General features: G+C 67.8%; 21 protein-coding genes. 12 read left to right on the forward strand and 9 right to left on the reverse strand.

All coding sequences use genetic code 11. The features are described 5' to 3' along the window. Positions 1 to 71 precede the first annotated feature (71 nt). Positions 72 to 1,004 (forward strand): SAM-dependent methyltransferase, encoded by a 933-nt coding sequence (locus ACEL92_RS10420; RefSeq protein WP_374025486.1) that lies wholly within the window; start codon positions 72 to 74, stop codon positions 1,002 to 1,004. Further along, positions 1,001 to 1,636: a class I SAM-dependent methyltransferase gene (locus tag ACEL92_RS10425; protein ID WP_374025487.1), complete on the forward strand. Its 636-nt coding sequence runs from the start codon at positions 1,001 to 1,003 to the stop codon at positions 1,634 to 1,636. Before ACEL92_RS10420 ends, ACEL92_RS10425 begins: the two co-directional genes overlap by 4 nt. A 274-nt stretch (positions 1,637 to 1,910) precedes the next feature. On the opposite strand, the gene ACEL92_RS10430 is transcribed toward ACEL92_RS10425, so the two are convergent. Beyond that, the gene (locus tag ACEL92_RS10430; protein WP_374025488.1) at positions 1,911 to 2,579 is read right to left on the reverse strand and encodes a chitin-binding protein; all 669 of its coding nucleotides are present in this window, start codon (positions 2,577 to 2,579) and stop codon (positions 1,911 to 1,913) included. A 333-nt stretch (positions 2,580 to 2,912) separates the two neighbouring features. Here ACEL92_RS10430 and ACEL92_RS10435 point away from each other — a divergent pair, with 333 nt between their 5' ends. From ACEL92_RS10435 to ACEL92_RS10445, 3 genes are all read left to right on the forward strand, one after another. Further along, entirely contained in the window at positions 2,913 to 3,632 is a 720-nt protein-coding gene (locus tag ACEL92_RS10435; RefSeq protein WP_374025489.1) for a VIT family protein, read from the forward strand. Between the two features lie 120 nt (positions 3,633 to 3,752). Further along, positions 3,753 to 4,595, forward strand: a complete 843-nt coding sequence (locus ACEL92_RS10440) for a thioesterase family protein (protein ID WP_374026166.1) — start codon at positions 3,753 to 3,755, stop codon at positions 4,593 to 4,595. Beyond that, positions 4,592 to 6,142: a class I adenylate-forming enzyme family protein gene (locus ACEL92_RS10445; protein WP_374025490.1), complete on the forward strand. Its 1,551-nt coding sequence runs from the start codon at positions 4,592 to 4,594 to the stop codon at positions 6,140 to 6,142. The genes ACEL92_RS10440 and ACEL92_RS10445 overlap by 4 nt, the downstream gene beginning before the upstream one ends. Positions 6,143 to 6,149: 7 nt before the next feature. Here ACEL92_RS10445 and ACEL92_RS10450 read toward each other — a convergent pair whose 3' ends face one another. Beyond that, complete coding sequence (locus ACEL92_RS10450) at positions 6,150 to 6,770, reverse strand: TIGR03085 family metal-binding protein (RefSeq protein ID WP_374025491.1); 621 nt, start codon at positions 6,768 to 6,770, stop codon at positions 6,150 to 6,152. A 114-nt stretch (positions 6,771 to 6,884) separates the two neighbouring features. Here ACEL92_RS10450 and htpG point away from each other — a divergent pair, with 114 nt between their 5' ends. Continuing rightward, positions 6,885 to 8,831 (forward strand): molecular chaperone HtpG, encoded by a 1,947-nt coding sequence (gene htpG, locus ACEL92_RS10455; RefSeq protein WP_374025492.1) that lies wholly within the window; start codon positions 6,885 to 6,887, stop codon positions 8,829 to 8,831. Positions 8,832 to 8,934: 103 nt separating this feature from the next. Beyond that, on the forward strand, positions 8,935 to 9,150 hold the full coding sequence (locus ACEL92_RS10460; protein WP_374025493.1) for a hypothetical protein: 216 nt from the start codon (positions 8,935 to 8,937) through the stop codon (positions 9,148 to 9,150). Between the two features lie 5 nt (positions 9,151 to 9,155). On the opposite strand, the gene ACEL92_RS10465 is transcribed toward ACEL92_RS10460, so the two are convergent. Then, positions 9,156 to 9,647, reverse strand: coding sequence for a hypothetical protein (locus ACEL92_RS10465; RefSeq protein ID WP_374025494.1), 492 nt, complete (start codon positions 9,645 to 9,647; stop codon positions 9,156 to 9,158). A gap of 183 nt (positions 9,648 to 9,830) precedes the next feature. On the opposite strand from ACEL92_RS10465, the gene ACEL92_RS10470 reads away from it, so the two are divergent. Next, positions 9,831 to 10,853, forward strand: a complete 1,023-nt coding sequence (locus ACEL92_RS10470; protein ID WP_374025495.1) for a TIGR03617 family F420-dependent LLM class oxidoreductase — start codon at positions 9,831 to 9,833, stop codon at positions 10,851 to 10,853. On the opposite strand, the gene ACEL92_RS10475 is transcribed toward ACEL92_RS10470, so the two are convergent. From ACEL92_RS10475 to ACEL92_RS10485, 3 genes are all read right to left on the reverse strand, one after another. Beyond that, entirely contained in the window at positions 10,847 to 12,481 is a 1,635-nt protein-coding gene (locus ACEL92_RS10475) for an NRAMP family divalent metal transporter (RefSeq protein ID WP_374025496.1), read from the reverse strand. The genes ACEL92_RS10470 and ACEL92_RS10475 overlap by 7 nt on opposite strands. Next, positions 12,478 to 13,806 carry a magnesium transporter MgtE N-terminal domain-containing protein gene (locus ACEL92_RS10480; RefSeq protein ID WP_374025497.1) on the reverse strand — a complete coding sequence of 443 codons (1,329 nt, stop codon included), beginning with the start codon at positions 13,804 to 13,806 and terminating at the stop codon, positions 12,478 to 12,480. Before ACEL92_RS10480 ends, ACEL92_RS10475 begins: the two co-directional genes overlap by 4 nt. 205 nt (positions 13,807 to 14,011) lie before the next feature. Next, positions 14,012 to 14,761, reverse strand: coding sequence for a sensor domain-containing protein (locus tag ACEL92_RS10485; RefSeq protein ID WP_374025498.1), 750 nt, complete (start codon positions 14,759 to 14,761; stop codon positions 14,012 to 14,014). A 138-nt stretch (positions 14,762 to 14,899) separates the two neighbouring features. Between ACEL92_RS10485 and ACEL92_RS10490 the strand changes: the two genes are divergently transcribed. Continuing rightward, the gene (locus ACEL92_RS10490; protein WP_374025499.1) at positions 14,900 to 15,265 is read left to right on the forward strand and encodes a bleomycin resistance protein; all 366 of its coding nucleotides are present in this window, start codon (positions 14,900 to 14,902) and stop codon (positions 15,263 to 15,265) included. Here the strand turns inward: ACEL92_RS10490 and ACEL92_RS10495 are convergent, their stop codons facing one another. Next, a complete protein-coding gene (locus ACEL92_RS10495; protein ID WP_374025500.1) occupies positions 15,266 to 16,150 on the reverse strand; it encodes a DMT family transporter in 885 nt (294 codons plus the stop codon). A gap of 161 nt (positions 16,151 to 16,311) precedes the next feature. Here ACEL92_RS10495 and ACEL92_RS10500 point away from each other — a divergent pair, with 161 nt between their 5' ends. Continuing rightward, complete coding sequence (locus ACEL92_RS10500) at positions 16,312 to 17,475, forward strand: TIGR03086 family metal-binding protein (protein WP_374025501.1); 1,164 nt, start codon at positions 16,312 to 16,314, stop codon at positions 17,473 to 17,475. Positions 17,476 to 17,702: 227 nt separating this feature from the next. On the opposite strand, the gene ACEL92_RS10505 is transcribed toward ACEL92_RS10500, so the two are convergent. Then, positions 17,703 to 18,095: a hypothetical protein gene (locus ACEL92_RS10505; protein WP_374025502.1), complete on the reverse strand. Its 393-nt coding sequence runs from the start codon at positions 18,093 to 18,095 to the stop codon at positions 17,703 to 17,705. A gap of 189 nt (positions 18,096 to 18,284) precedes the next feature. On the opposite strand from ACEL92_RS10505, the gene ACEL92_RS10510 reads away from it, so the two are divergent. Beyond that, a complete protein-coding gene (locus ACEL92_RS10510) occupies positions 18,285 to 19,460 on the forward strand; it encodes a thiolase family protein (protein WP_374025503.1) in 1,176 nt (391 codons plus the stop codon). Between the two features lie 76 nt (positions 19,461 to 19,536). Here the strand turns inward: ACEL92_RS10510 and ACEL92_RS10515 are convergent, their stop codons facing one another. Continuing rightward, positions 19,537 to 20,130 carry a hypothetical protein gene (locus tag ACEL92_RS10515; protein ID WP_374026167.1) on the reverse strand — a complete coding sequence of 198 codons (594 nt, stop codon included), beginning with the start codon at positions 20,128 to 20,130 and terminating at the stop codon, positions 19,537 to 19,539. Positions 20,131 to 20,254: 124 nt separating this feature from the next. On the opposite strand from ACEL92_RS10515, the gene ACEL92_RS10520 reads away from it, so the two are divergent. Continuing rightward, positions 20,255 to 21,013, forward strand: a complete 759-nt coding sequence (locus ACEL92_RS10520) for a 3'(2'),5'-bisphosphate nucleotidase CysQ (RefSeq protein ID WP_374025504.1) — start codon at positions 20,255 to 20,257, stop codon at positions 21,011 to 21,013. Positions 21,014 to 21,031 lie beyond the last annotated feature (18 nt).

Consider the following 21,031-nt stretch of genomic DNA (forward strand, 5'->3'; position numbering starts at 1 on the left):
CCGGGGAACTCTTCGCCTCCCGTGGTCGTTATGGTTGCTAAGTATCGCTTTGACTGCCAGGGGGAAGACACATGCCACGCACAAACGACGACAGCTGGGATCTGGCCACCAGCGTGGGCGCAACGGCCACGATGGTGGCCGCGGCCCGAGCGATCGCGACCAAGGCTGAGGACCCGCTGATCGACGACCGCTTCGCCGAACCGCTGGTTCGCGCCGTCGGAGTGGACTTCTTCACGCGGTGGGTCGACGGCGACCTCGCCGCCGCTGACGTCGACGACCACGAATCCGGCTGGAAGCTGGAGCATATGCCCTTGGCGATGGCCGCCCGCACCAGGTTCTTCGACGCCTTCTTTCACGACGCCGCGGAGGCCGGGATCCGTCAGGCCGTGATTCTGGCGTCCGGGCTGGACGCGCGCGCCTACCGGTTGGCATGGCCCGCCGACATGACGGTCTTCGAGATCGACCAGCCGGAGGTGATCGAGTTCAAGACCACCACCCTGGCGAAGTTGGGTGCCGCCCCGCAGGCCGACCTGCGCACCGTCGCCATTGATTTGCGTCGGGACTGGCCAAAAGCACTGGTGGATGCGGGCTTTGACCAGAGCCGCCCGACCGCGTGGATCGCCGAGGGTCTTTTCGGGTACCTGCCGCCCGAGGCGCAGGACCGCTTGCTGGACAACATCTCCGCGCTCAGTGCCCGGGGCAGCAGGCTCGCCGTCGAGGCCATCCCGGACCGGCCGCAGCACGACGTCGAGAAGGCCCGCGAGATGATGCGCAGGGCCACCGCCAAATGGCGTGACCACGGCTTCGAGTTGGACTGGGAGGAGCTGGGTTTCGAGGGTGAGCGCAACGACGTCGCCGACTACCTGAAAAACCTCGGTTGGCGGACGGTCGGCAAGCAGATGAGTGAACTGCTGGCCAGCAGCGGGTTGGCGGCGATCCCTCAGACCAACGACTCGGTGTCCGTTGCCGACACGATCTACTACAGCTCGGTCTTGGACGGATGACGGAGCCGAGTCGCCGAGGGCTCAACGACGCGGTCACGCGCCTGTGGAGCTTCCTGGCCCCGGTCTACGACCTGCCGTTCCTGCAGCAGTGGGTGTACCGTCCGCCGCACGACGAGGTGATAGCCCAATTGCGCGCGCACCACGCCCGCAAGATAGCTGATGTCGCCTGCGGCACGGGCATTCTCAGTGATCGGATCGCCCGCGAGCTCCGGCCCGATGAGATCTACGGTGTCGACATGTCCGAAGGCATGCTCGGCCAGGCACGCGCCAGGACCGAGGCAGTGCAGTGGTTGCGCGGCCCGGCGGAGCGGCTGCCGTTCGATGACGGGGCTGTCGATGCCGTGGTGACCACGTCGGCGTTCCACTTCTTCGACCAGCCGGCGGCGTTGCGCGAATTTCATCGCGTGCTGGCGCCCGGTGGACTGGTGGCCGTTGCGGCCCTAAGCGCGCGGCAACCGCGATTGCAAGTCCCTTCGGCCAATAGGTGGAAGCCCCAACACAATGCGTCGCCGGCGGAAATGCGGGCGATGTTCGAAGACGCCGGGTTCGTCATCAGCGAGCAGCGCCGGATCCCGCGACCGGTCTGGACCCGCGTCATCTCCGACCTGATCACTGTCGGCACCAAAAGCTGAGCGACCGTCAGGCGGCCAGCTTGCTCGCGCCGCTAGGTGCGGATCGCGAGAAGTGCTCGCAGCGGCCCACATGCACGACGCGCGAGGGTCGATACATGGGCACTTAGCGTATGGCCTCGGCAGGGGACAAAGCCCCCACCGCGGTTTGTCGTGGCCGCACCCCGGGATGGCGTAAAGCTCTCGCGGTGCAGTCTGGTTCGTTATGCCCGCTACGGGCTGACAGCACGACGCCCGCCTCGCCGGGTGGCGAAGCGGGCGTCGTCCTTACTGCTGTTTACAGCGGAATCCAGACTCCGAAGAACCAGAAGCCCCACTGATTGAAGCCGGGGTCCCACACGGGAGTCTCCTCATAGCCCCAGTAGTTGATTGGGCCGTATCCCCACTGCCCACCGGGCGGCGGGAGCGGCCGGTCCCAGTTTGGTCGTGGTGGCTCGCCCGGTCCCCAGGGCGCCGGCCCGTCACCCCACGGGGCGCCGCGGAAGTAGCCGCGGTGGGGGTCTCCGTGCCACGGGCCGCCGGGGCCGCCAGGCCCACCCGGACCGCCGGGTCCACCGGGTCCGCCCGGGTGGTCGGGTCCGCCGGGTCCGCCCGGGTGGTCGGGTCCGCCGGGTCCGCCTGGGTGGTCGGGTCCACCAGGTCCGCCGGGTCCACCGGGTCCACCGGGTCCGCCCGGACCATTGGGCCCGCCATGGTCGGGCCCGCCTGGGCCACCAGGTCCGCCAGGTCCGCCGGGGCCGCCCGGCCCGCCGGGACCACCCGGGCCGCCGGGATCACCGGGTGCGTTGGGCGGGTGAATGCCGCCGGGAGCGGGTGCGCCATGGTTGCCCGCCGGGCCAGGCGGCCCGACCGGAGCGGCGCTGGCCGCACCGGTCCCCATACCCAATGCCGCAGCGCTCAGAGCGCCGGCGACGGTCATCCCCCCAAGAAATTGCTTAAGTTTCATAGTCCTTCACCTGTCTAACCGCTAGTGAATTCCTCAGAATCCCCCCTTACACAGACCGACCCTAAATAGCTTCCCTATGTAACGGCTGTGAGGAACCCATGCGGACCTTTTGGGCCGCGCCCGCGGCAACTTGGGCCGGTGGAAGGCCGGCCTCGGAACCGCGAGACATCACTCACTGCGACCCGCGCCGGCGTGTCGTCGCAGGCGTTTACGTGTCGCGGCTCGGCGCCAGCCCGGGGCGGCACCTTTGGGTGGCCGGACGAGCCGGGCCCGCCCCTTTGGCAAGGCTATGTTTGCTAGTCCTGGGAGTCTTTGGTCGATATCGTTGCGGCCGTGTCGAGCCGGTCGCATCCTCATCAGTCCGAACCGCATCTGGGTTCGGTGTCGTCGAAGTTGAACTGGCTGCGCGCCGGAGTTTTGGGTGCCAACGACGGGATCGTGTCCACGGCGGGCATCGTGGTGGGAGTCGCGGCCGCGACGGTGCAACGCGCTCCGGTTTTGACGGCCGGAGCCGCGGGGCTGGTCGCCGGCGCGGTGTCCATGGCGCTGGGCGAATACGTCTCGGTCAGTACCCAACGTGACACCGAGAAGGCGCTGCTGCACAAGGAAGGCCAGGAGCTGCGCGACGACCCGGCCGCCGAATTGGACGAGCTCGCCGCCCTGTATGAGGCGAAAGGCCTGACGGCGGCGACCGCCCGCACCGTCGCCGAGGAACTCACCGACCACAATCCGCTCCTCGCCCATGCCGAAGTCGAACTCGGCATTAATCCCGAGGAGCTGACCAACCCCTGGCAGGCGGCCTCTTCTTCGGCGTTGTCGTTCGCGATCGGCGCCCTCCTGCCGTTGATCGCGATCCTTGTTCCGCCGGCGGCGTGGAGAATCCCGGTCACCGTCGTGGCGGTGCTCGTCGCACTGGTGATCACCGGGGCGGTGTCGGCCGGTTTGGGGGGAGCACCCAAGGCCGGCGCGGTGATCCGCAACGTCGTCGGGGGCGTTCTCGCACTGGCGATCACCTACGTGATCGGCCACCTGGTGGGCGCAGCGATCGCCTGAGCGGTGGTCCGCATACCGACCTGAATCGGGTGGACCCCGGCCAACTGGGACTGGTAACTGTAATATCTACTGTTGCCATCCTCACATGAGGGATCCCAACTCCGGGCGGAGCGCCGCGCATTGACCGAAACGAATCTCGTGCCGGGTGACGTCGGCTCGGTGGCGCAGGCGCCATATTTGCTGCGCGACGAAACCCGTTTCGTGCCAAACCAGATCGCGCGCGGTGGGTGGGGCCCGTCGCTCAGCGGGCACGTCGTCGGCGGACTCCTCGGATGGGCGGTCGAACGCGCGGTCGACGACCCAGAACTGCAACCCGCCCGGCTGACCGTCGACCTTCCCGCACCGGTCGCGCTGGAACCCATGGAGGTGCACACCACCGTGCACCACGACCGGCGGCGACTGCGGCTCGTCGAGGTCGTCCTCACCCAGCATGGCGCCCCGGTCGCGCGAGGCAGCGCGTTGTTCCTGCGGCGCGGACCGCAGCCTGCAGGGCAGGTGTGGTCGCCGAACCCGCAGATGCCGCCGCTGCCCATCGAGGATGGCGCCCAACCCACGCTGTTCATGCGCACCTACGGCTGGGGCACCGAGTTGCAGAATCGCGACCCTGAATGGGTGGACACCTCCGGCCAGAAATACACCTGGCTTCATGAGACACGCTCGCTCATCGACGGTGAAGCGCTGACTCCCTTTACCCGTGCCGCCATGGCGGCCGATATCACCGCCTCCCTTGCCAATTGGGGCACAAACGGTTTGCAATTCATCAACGCCGACTACACGCTCACGCTGAGCCGACTGCCGGAGGGGCCGCACATCGGCATGGCCTCGCTGACCCATTACAGCCACGACGGGGTGGCCACCGGTTCGGCCGTACTCGTCGACCGCGGGGGTCCCATCGGCAGCGGCGTCTCGGTGGCGATAGCGCACTCCGGATTCCGACCGCAGGTCAATCCGACGAACGAATGAGCATCGAAAGCGACGTCACCTTCTGGAGGCTGATCGCCGACGCGGCGCGGGCGGGATCGCCCCGGCCGCTGCTCGCCGACGACCACGGGCGCACGCTGACCGCGCGGCAGTTCCACGATGCCGCCTGCGCGACGGCCGCCGCCTTCGCGGCGCGGGGGATCCGCGCGGGAACGATGGTGTCGTGGCAGTTGCCGACCACGCTGGAGACCGTGGTCGTCATGGCGGCGCTGGCCCGGCTCGGCGCGGTGCAAAACCCGATCATCCCGATCCTGCGGGAGCACGAGGTCGGTTTCATCACTGCGCAGCTGTCCTCCGAATACCTTGTGGTGGCCGAGGTTTGGCGCGGCTTCGATCATGGCGCCCTGGCGCGCGGCCTGGCCGCGGCTCGGGGGTTCGACGTCATCACCGTCGATCTGGCGACGCCGCCGGCGGGCGACGAGCTTCGGCTGCCCCTGGCCGACGCCTGTGAGCTCCCGCCGGCGCCTGCGTCGGCGAGCGATGCGCGATGGGTCTACTACTCGTCGGGAACCACCGCGGCGCCCAAAGGAATTCGTCATACCGACGCATCGGTGATGGCCGGTGCGACCGGGATGGTGGAGGCGATCGGCATCACCGGAGACGACGTCGATCCCATCGCCTTTCCCGTCGCGCACATCGGCGGCGCGGTGATGCTCGCCGCCGCGCTGCAGACCGGCATGCGGTTGGCGCTGTTCCAGGTATTCGACCCGCCGACGACGCCGTTCTCCATCGCGGCCCACAACCCGACCTTCCTGGGCACGGCGACCCCGTTTTTCGTCGGCTTCCTCGAAGCCCAGCGAGCCCACGGCGACCAGCCGCTGTTCCCGCTCCTGCGGGGCTGCCTGGCCGGCGGCGCACCAATCACCGCCGAGCTCGGCCGTCAGATCCGGGAGGCCTTCGGCCTGCCCGGCATCGCCAACGCTTGGGGGCTCACCGAATTTCCCGTGGCGGCTTCACCGTCGCTCACCGACACGCCAGAATCGTTGGACCACACCGTCGGTAGGCCGACCCGGGGGGTAACCGTCCGGGTGGTGGGCGGCGACGAAGCCGAACTGCCCCTCGGCCGGGAGGGGGAGCTACGGCTCAAGGGCCCCCAGTGCTTTCTCGGCTACGCCGACCCGGCTCTGGACGCGGACGCATTCGACGAGGACGGCTGGCTCCGCACGGGAGATCTCGGGCTGGTCGACCGGGACGGCAACGTACGCGTGACGGGGCGCATCAAGGATGCGATCATCCGCAACGCGGAGAACGTTTCGGCCCTCGAAGTCGAAAACGTGCTGGCCACCCATGCCGCGGTCGCCGACGTGGCAGTCATCGGCGTTCCCGACCCGCGCACCGGCGAGCGCGTATGCGCGGTGGTGGTGCCCGCGGCGGCCGACGGCGTCTCGTTGGAATCGCTGGTGCGGCATTGCCATTCGAGCGGGTTGAGCCGCTACAAACACCCAGAGCGCCTGGTGATCGTTGAGGCCTTGCCGCGCAACCAATTCGGCAAGGTGATCAAGAAAGATCTCCGCGAAGCCTTCGGGTGAAGACGGGCTACAGCCCCTTGGGCGCCTCGCGGACGGCCCGCACCGCCGCCGCGTCGCCGTCGAACGTCACTCGCGCCGAACGCCCGACCGCGAACAGCAGCAGCTCCTCGGGCGGACCGGTCACCGTGACGGCCGGCCCTTGTCCCGCGGTCAGCACCGTTTTGCCCTCGGGCGTGCGCAGCGCCACCCGGCCCGGCACCTTGGCCAGCGTGAGCCGCGCCATCAGCGGCAGGGTGCGGCGCAGCACGCCGCTCAGGGCCGGTTCGAGCTCGCGCGGCTCCCAGCCCGGCTGCGCGCGGCGGACATCCTCGTGATGGATGAACATTTCCGCGACGTTGGCCACCGCGTCGAGCAGCTTGAACGGGGAGTAAAGCGGCGGACCGGACGCCACCTTGTCAACCAGCTCGTCCCAGTCGGCCCGCTCGGCCACCTGGTTCTGCACCTTCTCGGTATGAGCGGCGAAGAACGGGATCAGGATGCCCGGAGCCGCGTCGGGGCGGTACTCCCGGATGACGAGGTGGGCGGCGAGATCGCGCGTCTTCCATCCTTCGCACAAGGTGGGCGCCTCGGGTCCGGTGGCGCGCATGGTGTCCACCAGGGCGGCTCGTTCGCGTTGAGCTACAGACATCCGTCCAGCCTAGGCCGGACGTGACGGGCCCAAGCGACGCGCTTGGAGCGTCTCGGTAAATTTGGAGCGTCAAATGTCCTCGACGGGGACCTGGGAAGAGACGTAGGGAATGTCATGAACGCGCGTGTCGAGCAGCTGGAGTTTCAGGCGGAAGCACGGCAACTGCTGGACCTGATGGTCCACTCCGTCTACTCCAACAAGGATTCGTTTCTGCGGGAGCTGATCTCGAACGCTTCCGACGCACTGGACAAGCTGCGGCTGGAAGCCTTCCGCAACAAAGACCTCGACGTCGACACCTCCGACTTGCACATCGAGATCGAGGTGGACAAAGACGCACGGACGCTGATCATCCGTGACAACGGCATCGGCATGAGCCGCGATGAGGTGGTGGGGCTGATCGGCACCCTGGCCAAGTCGGGCACCGCCGAGCTGCGTCAGCAGTTGAGGGAGGCCCAGAACGAGGCCGCCTCGGAGGAACTGATCGGCCAGTTCGGCATCGGCTTCTACTCGAGCTTCATGGTCGCCGAGAAGGTCGAGCTGTTCACCCGCAAGGCCGGTGAGAGCGAAGCCACCAGGTGGGAATCCAGCGGCGAAGGCACCTACACCATCGAGGCCGTCGACTCATCTGTTGGGGAAGCCCCCCAGGGGACGTCCGTCACGCTGCACCTCAAGCCCGAGGACGCCGAGGACGAGCTGCACGACTACACCTCGGAATGGAAGATCCGGAGCCTGGTCAAGAAGTACTCCGACTTCATCGCCTGGCCCATCCGGATGGAGGTCGAACGACGGACGCCCGCTGAGGAGGAGGGCGGCGAAGAGACCGTCACGGTCGAAACCGAGACCCTCAACTCGATGAAGGCGCTGTGGGCCAGGCCCAAGGAAGAGGTCTCCGAGGAGGAGTACAAGGAGTTCTACAAGCACATCGCGCACGCCTGGGACGACCCGCTGGAAGTCATCGCGATGAAGGCCGAGGGCACCTTCGAATACCAGGCGCTGCTGTTCATTCCGTCCCACGCGCCGTTCGATCTGTTCAACCGCGACGCCCAGACCGGGATTCAGCTGTACGTCAAGCGGGTGTTCATCATGGGCGATTGCGACCAGCTGATGCCCGAATACCTGCGCTTCGTCAAGGGCGTCGTCGACGCACAGGACATGTCGCTGAACGTCTCGCGAGAGATCTTGCAGCAGGATCGGCAGATCAAGGCCATCCGCCGGCGGCTCACCAAGAAAGTGCTGTCCACCATCAAGGAGCTGCAGTCCGAGCGGCCCGACGACTACCGCAGCTTCTGGACTCAATTCGGCCGAGTCGTCAAAGAGGGGTTGCTGTCGGACTTCGACAACCGCGAGACCTTGTTGCAAATATGTTCGTTCGCCTCGACGCACAGCGAGGAGGAGGCGACCACCCTCGCGGAGTACGTGGAGCGGATGAAGGAGGGGCAGGAGCAGATCTTCTTCGCCACCGGGGAGACGCGACAGCAGATCCTGAAGTCGCCGCATTTGGAGGCCTTCAAAGCCAAGGGTTACGAGGTCCTGCTGCTCACGGACCCGGTCGACGAGGTCTGGGTGGGAACGGTGACCGAGTTCGACGGTAAGCCGCTGCAGTCGGTGGCCAAGGGCGAGGTGGACCTGAGCTCCGAAGGCGAAGAGAGCGCGGCCGAGCGCGAGGAGCAACAGAAGGACTTCGCCGACCTGCTGACCTGGATGAAGGAGACGTTGAGCGACCACGTCAAGGAAGTGCGGCTTTCCAGCCGCCTGACGGAGTCGCCGGCCTGCCTGATCACCGACGCCTTCGGCATCACCCCGGCGCTCGCGCGACTCTACCGCGCGTCTGGTCAGGACATCCCGGTCGGCAAGCGGATTCTCGAGCTGAATCCGAACCACCCGCTGGTCACCGGCTTGCGTGAGGCCCAAAAGAAGGCGCAGGACGACGACGCGCTCGCCCGGGTCGCCGAAACCGCCGAATTGCTCTACGGCACAGCGCTTCTCGCGGAGGGGGGTGCGCTCGACGACCCGGCGCGGTTCGCCGAGCTGCTCGCCGACCGGTTGACCCGCACGGTGTAGCCCGGGATTTGCCAGGGCCGCGCTGCGGGCGTTCGCGGTCGGCTTGCCCCGCAATCGGAGATGAGCCGGATTGAAAACCCGCTGGCAGGGATAATCACATCCGATGGCTGAGTTTCGCGTCATCGACCCGCGTGGGCGGGTCGTCGCGACGAAGGATTTTGCCAGCGCGGAGTCCGCACACGCGTGGTTCATCCACTCGATCGGCGGCAACACCGAGCTCGGCTGGCGCATGGAGGTCAACGACGACGGCCAGTGGGCCAACTTCGACGACACGCAGGGGTTCACCGCCCCGGTGAGCCACCGCCCCCCGAGGCGCTGATCCGGTTACGGTCCGACGACGAAGCAACGGCCGCTGCCGCTGGTGAACAGCACCTCTTGAACCGCCGACGGCGCGACGGTGGGGAATCCGAACCGATGCACCTGCTGGTCGGCGGCGGCGACGTCGGCGTCCTGCCACTCGGTGGTCCCGTCCTTCTTGCGCACCAGCGCGGTGACCTTGTCCGGCTTGGGCGGGCTCTGCGGGTCACGGAAGTACCACACCTCGATCCCGGCGCCCGAGGAATCGCCGCGCCACCCGTCCGCGTAGTAGCACGCCGGATTTCCCTCGGCGTCCGGCGGCGGTGGCGGGCATATCGATAGCCCGACGCACGCCGGCGTGCTGGTGGTAGGCGACGCGCTGGACGGGGTGGTCGAGCTGGGCGGCGCCGACGGCTTCGTCGTGCTCGAACTGGAAGCGGCGGGCTGCGAGCCGCAGGCCACGAGGCCGGCACACGCGATGGCGATGGCGGCGACCAGTCGCGGGTTTAGGGCGGCCATCAGTGGCCGGGCCGGTAGCCGGTTGTTCCCGCAATCCCCACGACGATTGCTCCAGCGATGAGCAATCCACGAACCATATTGGCGAGCCTCCGGTTAGCGAAGCGGCGTTGGTTGCTGACGACTAAAGAGCTAACACCGTGACGCGGTCGCCCGGCAAGGGTCAGGCCCCCGTAGGCTCCGCTCATGCACGTCGATGCGATGACGGTCCCGCAGCCGCTGCGCCAGATCGGCGACCTGGGCCGGCGAACGCAGGCCGCCGGTTTCTCCGGTCTCTTGTTCACCGAGACGGGCCGCACGGCCTACCTCAATGCCGCCGTGGCCTCGCAGGCCGCGCCCGGCCTCGAGCTGTCCACCGGCGTCGCGGTGGCCTTCCCGCGCAGCCCCTTTGTCACGGCCGCCACGGCCTGGGAACTTCAGGAAGCGACCGGCGGGAAGTTCCGGCTGGGTCTGGGCACCCAGGTGCGCACCCACGTCGTCCGGCGCTACGGCGTCGCGTTCGAGCGGCCCGGACCGCGCCTGCGCGACTACCTATTCGCGGTCAAAGCGTGCTTCGCGGCGTTCCGCTCCGGGACGCTTGATCATCACGGTGATTTCTACGACCTTGACTTCATCACGCCGCAATGGAGCCCGGGTCCGATCGACGCGCCCGACCCGAAAGTCGATATCGCAGCGGTCAATCCGTGGATGCTGCGGATGGCGGGCGAGGTGGCCGACGGGGTGCATGTGCACCCGATCGGCGAGCCCGGCTACATCGCCCGCCACGTGTTGCCGACCGTCGCCGAAGGGGCGGCGAAGGCGGGGCGTTCGCCGGCGGACATCGCGGTGATCGTGCCGGTGATGACCATCGTCGGTGACACCGACGAGGAGCGCGACAAGCAACGAGAAGGCGTGCGCGCCAGCATGGCTTTCTACGGCAGCACCCCCAATTACGCGTTCATCTGGGACCAGGCCGGGTTCGAGGGCACGACCGCCCGGATCCGCGAGCGGCAGAAGGCCGGTGACATCGCCGGCATGGCGGCCCAGGTCAGCGACGACCACATCGCCGCATTCGCCACCGAGTCGACGTGGGACGGACTCGCCGACGCGCTGATCGACAAATACGCCGGCAAGGCCACGCGCCTGGTGCTTTACAACGCCGTGGGCGATCCGGAGCGGTTCGAGCGGTACGGCGAGGTGGCCCGCCGCATCCGGCAAGCCGGTCAGTGACTGAGTTGTATTGCCTTGACCACCAGGAGCAGTGCGCCGACGATCAGGTAGGCGCGCAGCGCGATCATGCCGAGCCGGGTGCCCGGTGACCAGGTGACCGGCTCGAGCAGCGTCAGGGGCGGCATCCGCCACGTGTTGCGGTCGACCCCGCGCGCCGGCAGTCGTGCCGCAGGCGCCGCGGGTTGACGGCGGGCCATCCAGCGCAGCACCGGCACCGCCGCGGCGGCCAGTATCACGAGGGCCAGCGCCAGGTAGCCGGCCACCGCCACGACGTTGAGGTCGCGAAACAACGTGGTGGCCATCAGGATTCCCGACAGCAGCAGCAGCGTGCCGACGATCAACCCGGCAACCCAGTTGAGCCAGGGCCGATTGACCCATGGGCCCAACACTTCCCGGTCGTTGCACAGCAGCAGCAGGAAGACGCTGGCGCTGGGCAGCAGTAGACCGGCGAGGGCCTGCACGGCGGTGGTGATCAGCCCGAGCGGGGCGCCGGGAATCAGCACGATGGCCGCGGCCACCACCACCATCGCCGTGTAGGACAGGTAGAACTGCTTGGCGTCGGCGAATCCGCGGTGCAGCGAGTGCTTCAGCCCGAACACGTCACCGAAGGCGTAACTGGTGGCCAGGGTGACCGCGGCGGCCCCGATGATCGAGGCGTCCATCAGCACGATCGCGAAAATCCAGCCCAGCGTCCCGCGGTGTTCGCCGAGCAGGTGCGCGGTGGCGCCGGCGTCGGTGAAGCCCCCCACGCTGTGGGTGGAGCGTGCCGCCCATTCACCGGTCATCACCAGCGCTGCCGCGCCGATGACCACGACGAAGGCACCCAGCACGGTGTCGGCGCGTTCGTACCCGATGAAGCGCGGGGTGATGCGCTTGTCGACGACGTTGGACTGCTGGAAGAACAATTGCCAGGGCGCCACGGTGGTGCCGACGATGGCGATGATGAGCAGCACCGCGTCCGAGCTCACCCCGCCCGAAATGCTGGGTATCACCAGCGATTTCGCGGCCTGACGCCATTGCGGATGGGACATCAGCAGCATCGGGATCTGCAGCAGCGTCACGGCGATGAAAATGAACATGGCGCGCTCCCAGCGGCGGAAGCTCCCGCTCGCCATGATCGCGACCAGCGCCACCGCCGAGACCGGCACCACAACGTATTTGGAGACGCCGATGAACTCGGCGGCCAGGCTGATACCGATGAATTCGGTGACGATGGTCAGGAAGTTGAGCAGGAACAGGTCGCCGACCGAGAACCAGCCCCAGCCGCGGCCGAAGCGTTCGTTGATCAGCCGCGCGTGTCCGACGCCGGTGACCGCGCCGAGCCGCACGACCATCTCCTGGTTGACGATCAGGACCGGTATCAACAGCAGCAGCACCCACAGCAGGGAGTAGCCGTAGTTCTGTCCGGCCTGCGCGTAGGTGGCGACGCCGCCGGCGTCGTTGTCGCCGACCATCACGATGATTCCGGGACCGACGATCGCGAGCAGGGTCAGCAACCGCGTCTTCCAGGTGCGGGCATGTTCGGTTTCACCGACGCTGATCCGACCGAACGCGCCCTCGATGTCGCCCAGATGCGCGGCATCGAGCACCGCGCTGGGCCGGCGGGTCTCTTCGCGACCCGTGGTCACAGCGCATTACCCCCGGGCACGCGGGCGCTCTCGCCGGGGATCTCGCGGACGGGCCGCGGCGCGGGCTCTCGCCGGCGCCAATCCTCGGGGATGGTCGCCTCGAGCACGTCGTCGACGGTGACTACACCGAGCACGCGATCGTGGTCGTCGACCACCGGGATGGAGTAGAGGTTGAAGTCGGCCATCAATAGCGCGACGTCGGTCAGGTCGGCGTCCGGCGTCACCCGTACCGGATCGGAATCCATCAGCCGCGCAAGGGTTTCGCCGGCCGGAGCCTGCAACAAGGTGATCACCGAGACGACGCCGTCGAGCCGTCTTTCGTCGTCGATCACGTGCACCTTGATCAGCGCCTCCGGCTGTATGGTGCTGGCGGACGCGATCAGGGCCAGGGCTTCGGCCGCCGTGGTGGTGGCGGCGCACGAGACGAAGTCGACGTTCATCAGCCCGCCGGCGCTTTCGGGGTTGAAGCCCATCAGGGTGATGACCTTGGTGCGCTGCGGTCCCGGCATCAGCTCCAGCACGCGCCGGCGCCGCGACTGGCGCAGGTCGGCGATCGCGTCGGCGGCGTCATCGGCCCGCATCCGGCCTAGCAGCGCGGCAACCTCGTTGTCTGGCATGCCGTCGAGAAGCCGGCTGGCCTTTTCCGGCTCCAGCTCTTCGAACACGTCGGCTTCCAGTTCGGGGTCGCTGCGCACGCGGTCGAGGATCTCGCCGCCCTCGGCCTTGTCCGCCTCCTCGAGAAGGTCGGCTATCTCGGCGGCCTTGAACTCGCCGAAGCGGTCCGACAGGCGCCGCACCGCGTCCGAGCGGGCATCGCCGATCAGCGGCTCGAACGCCTTCCAATCGCGGGCCGCGTGTCCTCCCGACTGCTTGATCAGCCCGAACAGCCGTGGTGGCCGCCGAGTGTCCACGCGCGTCAGCATCCATCCGGCGCCGGTGTCTTCCAGCTCCACGTCGTAGGCGCGGATCAGCTCGACGTTGGCCACGTCGATCAGCCGGTGGCCCAGCACGTCGGCGCGCAGCAGCACCTCGCCGTCACGGCGCTCGAAGCCGCGAAGGTCAACCTTGTTCTTAGTCAACAGGACTCGGTCCGCGGCGAACTCATCGATCGATTTGTCACCGATGAACACCCGCCGCCCGCCGACCCCGGCCACGATCCCGGTGACCAGCGGGTACGCGTCGGCGCCCCGCAGCCGCACGATCACGTCCTCGACCCGGCCCACCGTTTCCCCGGCACGAGCCAGCACTGGGGCGCGCAGCAGCTGCGAGAGGTGGATCACCGGCCGCCCCCCGCCGCGTTGGGCGGCCGTCTCCGATGCGCCCATTCGTTCCTCCTCGACACCCCGCCACCGACCCTTCGAGCAGACTGCACGAAACGGCGTCGCGACGTCGGGTGCAGCTACGGCTTACCGCCAGGATCGGTGGTGGTGCAAGTGTCGTCGCTTGACCGGGTTCGGCCGCAAGATCGTACGCCGGGGGAGCGGCCAGCAACTACCGCCGACAGGTGAACGGCGGGCGGCCATTGAGGTCCTATTGCTTGCCGATTTTGCCGGCGATCTGATTGGCGATGTTGACGCCAAGGTCTCCCGCGTCCTTGCGGCACGCGTCGACGTCGACGACGACGTTGCTGCGGACGGTCAACGCCCGCTGACAGGGGACGGTCAGGTTCACGCCGTTTCGGCTGAAGGTCAGCGTCACGGTTGTGCTCAAAACCCCGTTGGCGTTGGAAACCGGACCCACCTTCCACTGAAGTTCGGGATGGGTGCCGTCGGCGGGCACGGTGTCCAAGCGGTTGGCGCAGGCAGGCCATTGCTGGGACGAGGTGGTGAAAAACGCGTTCGCTTGGTCCGGCGCCGGGAACAACACCACAAACTGGTACACGTCGGGGCTTTCCAAATCATCCGCGCCGGGGGGAGTGGGGGCGAGGTCGTGATAGCCGTAAACCGCCGTATAGCCGCTGTCCGCATAGACGGGTGCCAGGGCCGCGTGGATGGCGTACTTGCATTCAGCGGGAAGCGTGTAATCGCTGCGCTTGGCCGTGTCTTCTTCCAGCGCGGTCTTCGGTGGGTCGCTGGTTGTGCCCGTGACCCCCAGCAGCGAGTCGATGTCGCTCGGGCTGAGCATGAGGTCGGGCAGCTGGGGCTTCGTCAGGGGACCTTTAGCCGCGGCCGTGGTGCTGGTGGACGACGACGAGGAGGAGGCGCCCCCGCTATCGTGGCTGCAGCCGACGAGCAGTGTTGCGGCGGCGGCGATGGCGAATGAAGCTGTCAGCTGGCGCATGTCGAGTGCCTTTCCTGCCTAGGCAAGCCTTTTCGCGCACCCCCAGCGCGGTCCCCTATTCAGAAGTTGTTCCGATGCAGCGTACGTCAGCCCCGGGTGTCGCGAGCGGATTCGAAGCTAAGCGATATGTTCGCGGGCGTGACCGCAGTCGACTTCACCTCGGTAGCGCCAATCGTCCCGGTACGAAATCTCGACGTCGCCCTTGATCGCTACCGACGACTGGGTTTTGCCGCGCGCGCATACGACGGACCGGACCGTTACGGCTTCGCCGACCGCGGAGCGGTGTCCATCCACCTCACCGAATGGGACGAGCACGACCCGTTGCGAACCGCGGCAAGCGTGTACCTCTATGTCAGCGATGCCGATGCCCTCTATGCGGAGTGGGCGGCGCTGCAAGACCTCGAGGGCCGCCTGATCCCACCGCAGGACACCCCCTATGGTCTGCGCGAGTTCGCCTATGTCGATCCGGACGGCACGGCGCACCGGGTTGGCTCCCGCATCTGATCAGGCTGCCGCGGGCTTTTCGCCGGTCGGAGGGGCCCCGGTGGCCTGGCTGTGGGCCAGCGCCACCGTCGCCGCCGCCATCACCGCGACAGACACGCCCAGCGCCACCAAGCCGATGCCGTTGGTGCGCAGCGTCTCACCGAGCACGGTGACGCCGAGCACCGATCCGACGACGGGCTCGGCGACGGTCACGGCCGGAAGCGACGCGGTGAGCGGGCCGGCCCGGAACGCGGACTGTTCCCAGGCCGTCGCCGCGATGGCGACCACCACCCACACGTACACCTCGGGCAGGCGCAGCAGGGCGGGAATGCCGCGGTCCAGCTCGTCGACCACACCTTTGGTCAGGACCGAAAACAATCCCCACAGCGAGCCCGACATCAGACCCAGCAGCAGCGCGCCGACCGTGCCGGGGAACATGCGGGCGCCGATCACGCACAGGATCAACGCCGGACCCATGACCAGCGCCACGATGGTCCAGGTGTGCACGGACCCTCGCGGCGTCCCCTCCTGGGGGTCGCCGACCGTCACCACCACCGCGACCGCTGCCGCCAGCAGCACAGCCCAAATGCCTTGCCGCGGCGTGATTCTCCGGTGATCCACCCGTGCGCTGATCAGCAACGCGAACAGCAACGATGTCACCAGCAGCGCCTGCACCAGCACCACCGAACCCAGGTCCAGCGCCGCGGCCTGCAACCCGAACCCGGCGGCGGCCACCAGGCTGCCCGTCCACCATTGGCGATCGCGCAGAAGCCGGCGGAACAGGGCCAGAGTGCCGACCGGCTTGTCGGTGACCTTTTGGGCGGATCGCTGCTGGATGACATCTCCGATACCGACCATCAGCGCGGACGCGACCGCGAGGATCGCCGCGATATCCGTTCTGCCCAAGCGGGCCCTCCTGTGTAGTTAGCCAATGTCAAGTCTTACGCCCGCGGTTGGTGAGTTCAACCGGGCGACTCGATACGAGGACTTGCGGCCCTAGCCGCCTGGGCGGTGCGTGGCCGATGGTAGCGAGAGCTTTCCCGCGAAAACCTTAGGAGGCATGGCGCATGAGAAGCCGAAGACTTCGGCACGCGCTGCTGGCGCCGCCCGCGGTCGCGGCCGCTGTCGTCGCGGTGCTTTATCTGCTCTTGCTCGGCTGGGAAATGCTGCTGCGAATACCACGTGTCAGCGACTCGACGCGCCAGCTGACCAAGCGGATTAATCCCTATCTGCGCACGATCGCAGGAACCCGACTGGGAATGCTCTACTTCAACCTGAGCGCCTTGCAGCACGTCGGTCGGCGCAGCGGCCGAACATATGTGACGCCGCTGAGCGCCTACCCGCTCGGTGATGGTTTCGTGCTTGCGGCGGCATACCCCCATGTTGACTGGCTGGAGAATGTGTTGGACGCCGGCAGATGCGAGTTGACCTGGAACGGCAGCGAGTACTCGCTGGGCAGGCCCGAATTGATTCCCCGCGCGGAAGCGGTGAGGGCGCACCCGCGCCTGGTGCGGCCTTTCCTGGCGGGCGGAGCGGGCCAGAACAGGTTCGTGTGGCTGCATCGCGATGAGGCGCCGAACGAACCGCCGACGCAAGCTGACTCACTGCACCCGAAGGCGGCTTCCTCCAAGGAGATACATGAGATGGACGACCCGACCTCCCGAATCGGCGCGATGGCTACCGAGGCGTTCGATCTCCTCATCGATGCCGTCGACGACATTTCACCCGACAGCTGGGACCAGCCGTCCAACCTCGCGGGGTGGAGCGTGCGCGACCTGGTGGGTCACGTCACCGGCAGCGCTGCCAAAGTCGTGACGCTCGTGGAGGACGGCGACATCTGGGAAGGTCCCTCTCAGCCTTCCCAATGGGCATGCGACGACCCGGCGGCACGGCTTCGCGAGCTCGCAACGCGACTACACGGCGCGCTGCCGGGCGCCGACCTCGACGGGATGCGGAAATCGCCGGAAGGTCAGGTCCCGTTGCGCCGGGCGCTGATGTTTCCGGTCTCGGATTTGGCCATGCACGCCTGGGACATCCAACGTTCACAAGGGCGGCTGATCGAGCTGCCCGAGGACCTGCTGGCGCTGAGCCGCGGGCTGGTGGAGTCGGTGCCGGAGCCGCTGTTGCGGCGACCGGGTGGCTTCGGTCCGGCCCATTCCGCGCCGGCGGATGCCACGCCGACCGCGCGGATCATGGCCTACCTCGGTCGCTCAGTCGACGGCAGCGCATGACGGGTTAGGCGCTGCTTTGTCAGTGGCCTGAATTTTGTTGCTGCTCAGGCATTCCCAACCGGCTCGACATGCTGGCGGCGTCCCAGTACTCGCGGGCGCGGTGAATTCTGCCGTCCTCGATCTCGCATACGAAGCAAACCCCACACGCGCGTGTCGCTGAGAGGCGGGCCCTCGTGCATCTCCCGGTGCCAGCAACGGCCGTGGCGGGGTGGCGAACACGCGGGGTCTCAGCTGTTGCGACTGATCTTGAGCGCGGTGGTGATCATGGGCACCTGCAGGGGCAGTCGGGCGAGCGCGGCGATCCGCATCGGCCAGGGCTTGTTCCACCACAACCGGCACATGTTGACGTTGGCCGGAAACACGCCGACGAACAACACGGCCGCGGCGAGCGCGGCCAGTCGCCGCGTGCGTCGCGGCAACAACGCCGCCCCGACACCCACCTCCGCCACTCCCGACGCATACGTGTAGAACCGGGCGTTGCCCGGCAACTCGGCCGGGACGATAGTGTCGAACGGCTTGGGCGCCACGAAGTGCAGCGTTCCCACACCCAGGAGCATCGCCGCGACGCGATACGCGGTCAGCTCGGTGGTGTCACGCTCGGCGACTGGTCTGGTTGTCATCGGCCCATTGTGTCCTGTCACGCGCGGTCGGTGTCGGGGTAGCGGATGATGCCACGGACGTTGCGGCCCTCCAGCACCTCGCGGTGAACTCAGCCCGTTTACTATTGGCCATACGGTATTTGTTACGATTCGCGTCAACTACTGAAATCCGCGCTGCCGACCGCAGCCAGACCGTTCGAGGTTGAGAACATGGCTACACCCGTCATTGTCGGAGCGGTTCGGACGGCGATCGGCCGCTCCTTCAAGGGCACGCTCGTCAACACACCCCCCGAGACGCTGATCACCACGGTGCTTCCGGAGGTGGTGCGCCGGTCAGGCGTCGACCCGTCCGCGATCGACGACATCATCTTCGCCGAATCGCACTACGGCGGCGGGGATTTGGCGAGGTACGCCGCCACCGCGACCGGTATGGAGGACATTCCCGGCCAGTCGGTGAACCGGCACTGCGCCGGCAGCCTGACCGCCATCGGCAACGCCGCCGCCCAGATCGGCTCCGGGATGGAGCGCGTGCTCATCGCCGGCGGCGTGCAGTCGCTGTCCATGACTCCGCTGACCAACTGGCGGATCCCCGGCCCCGAGCTGAAGTTCGAGGAGCGCTGGATGCCGCCGACCCACGTCGAGACGCCGGACGCGCCCGCGAAGGACATGTCGATCACCGTGGGCTGGAACACCGCGCAGGCGGTCGGGATTACGCGCGAGGAGATGGATGCCTGGGCCGCCCGCTCGCATCAGCGCGCCATCGCGGCCATGGACGCCGGCAAGTTCGTGGACGAGATCATCCCGCTGAAGGTCACTCAGTTCGACGGTTCGGTCACCGAGTTCTCCGTCGACGAGCATCCCCGCCGGGACACCACCGTGGAGAAGCTCGCCGGGCTCAAGGTGCTGCACCCGGAGATCGAGGGCTTCTCGATCACGGCGGGCAACAGCAGCGGCACCAACGACGCGGCCGCGGCCGTGGCCCTCGTCGACCGTGACTACGCCGCCGCCGAGAACCTCAACGTGATGGGCACGGTCCGGGCGTGGGCCGCCGCGGGCGTGGCCCCCCGGGACACCGGGCTGGGGGCCGTCAAGGTCATCGGCAAGGTGCTGCAGCGGGCCGGTCTGTCAGCCAGCGACGTCGCCCTGTGGGAGATCAATGAGGCGTTCGCGTCGGTGCCGATCGCGGCGTGCCGCGAGTACGGCCTCGACGAGGAGAAGGTGAACTTCTCCGGTAGCGGCTGCAGCCTCGGCCACCCGATCGCGGCCTCCGGTGCGCGCATGGTGACCACGCTGGTCTACGAGCTGGCCCGCCGCGGCGGCGGGATCGGCGTCGCGGCGATGTGCGCCGGTGGCGGCCAGGGCGGCGCCGTCGTGATCGAGGTCTAGCTTCGATCGCGAGCGCGGCGAAGCCGGGCTACGGGGGCACCTCCGCTTGGGGGACGGGTCGCCGCGATCGAACCCGCTAGTTGCAGTACGTGTAGCCGATGAATTGGGTGCCGCGCGTGTCGCCGCTCGAGTAGTTGGCGAAATGCACCGCCGGCTGCCCGTTGTACTCGGTGTTCATCTTCTGCACGGTCGGCGGTGGAACACCTTTGGGGAAGGCCAGGATCATGTCGGCGAAGATGTTCAAGCCGACCTGGCAGATGGCCTCGCGCCGCGGCGGCTGCGGATTCCAGGCGTGGACGATTACCGGCTCGGTGAGCTGATAGCCGGCCGCGCAATTCGGGTCGCAGACCTTGAAGACCGCCGTGCCGGTGCCGTCGGCGCCCTGCGGTCCCCACGAACTCCACGACATGTCTTGCAGCGCAACGGCGACGCTGGCGCAGCCCAGCACGTTCAGCCGCTTCGGCCGCTCGACCGGCGGCACCGACAGGTTGTAGCAGCCCGGGATCGCGAAGCTCTGCGGTGGTGCCGGCTGGGCGGTGGGCGGTCTGGCGCCTTGGTCACCCGGGCTCAGCTTCAGCGCCACGAAGGTGAGGATGCCGCCCAGCGCGACCGCCGAGACGATGCCGATTACGGTCAGGCGCCCCCGTGGAATGCGTCCCAACCGACTCAAGAAAGGAACGTTGCCCCCGCTCACGATCAACAGATTACGGCCGGAACGGTCCTCGAGGGGTGGTGTCCGCCCGCACCGCGATGGCAGGGTAAAGTTGGTCAACACTGCCAACTTAAGGATTGCGATGGCCCTGCAGCTGACGGATGACCACGAACTGGCCGCGCAGTTGGCCACTGACGCGGGGCGGCTGCTGCTCACGGTCCGGGAAGAGTTCGCCGACGCGGAAGCCAGCGAGCGGAAGGCCGCGGGGGACAAGCGATCCCACGATTTTCTGATGGCGGCGCTCGCCGACGAGCGGCCCGACGACGCGGTGCTGTCCGAGGAGGGCGTCGACAATCCGGTACGGCTGCGCTCGGAGCGGGTGTGGATCGTGGATCCGCTGGACGGGACGCGGGAATTCTCCGAGCTCGGGCGTGACGACTGGGCGGTGCACGTCGCGCTGTGGGAGGCCGGTGAGCTGGTCGCCGGGGCGGTGGCACTGCCGGCGCAGGGGATCACCTTGGCCACCCCTGAGGTCGACTCGCCTCCCGCCGCGCCGGGCAAGCCGCGCATCGTGGTGTCGCGCACCCGGCCCCCCGCCATTGCGTTGACCGTCCGGGACGCCCTGGACGGCGTGCTGGTGGAAATGGGCTCGGCCGGGGCGAAGGTGGCTTCGCTCGTCCAGGGGCTGTCAGACGTGTACGTGCACGCCGGCGGCCAATTCGAATGGGACTCGGCCGCGCCGGTGGCCGTGGCGCGAGCCGCAGGCCTGCATACTTCCCGCATCGACGGCTCCGCCCTTGCCTACAACCGGTCGGATCCCAAGTTGCCGGACTTGGTGGTCTGCCGGCCCGAGTTGGCGGAAGCCGTACTGGCCGTCACGAAGGTGCCCAGCGTCGAGTAATTTCGCCCCACACGCTGG

Origin of the sequence: Mycobacterium hainanense, from assembly GCF_041890355.1 — a bacterium.
GTDB classification, from domain to species: domain Bacteria; phylum Actinomycetota; class Actinomycetes; order Mycobacteriales; family Mycobacteriaceae; genus Mycobacterium; species Mycobacterium hainanense.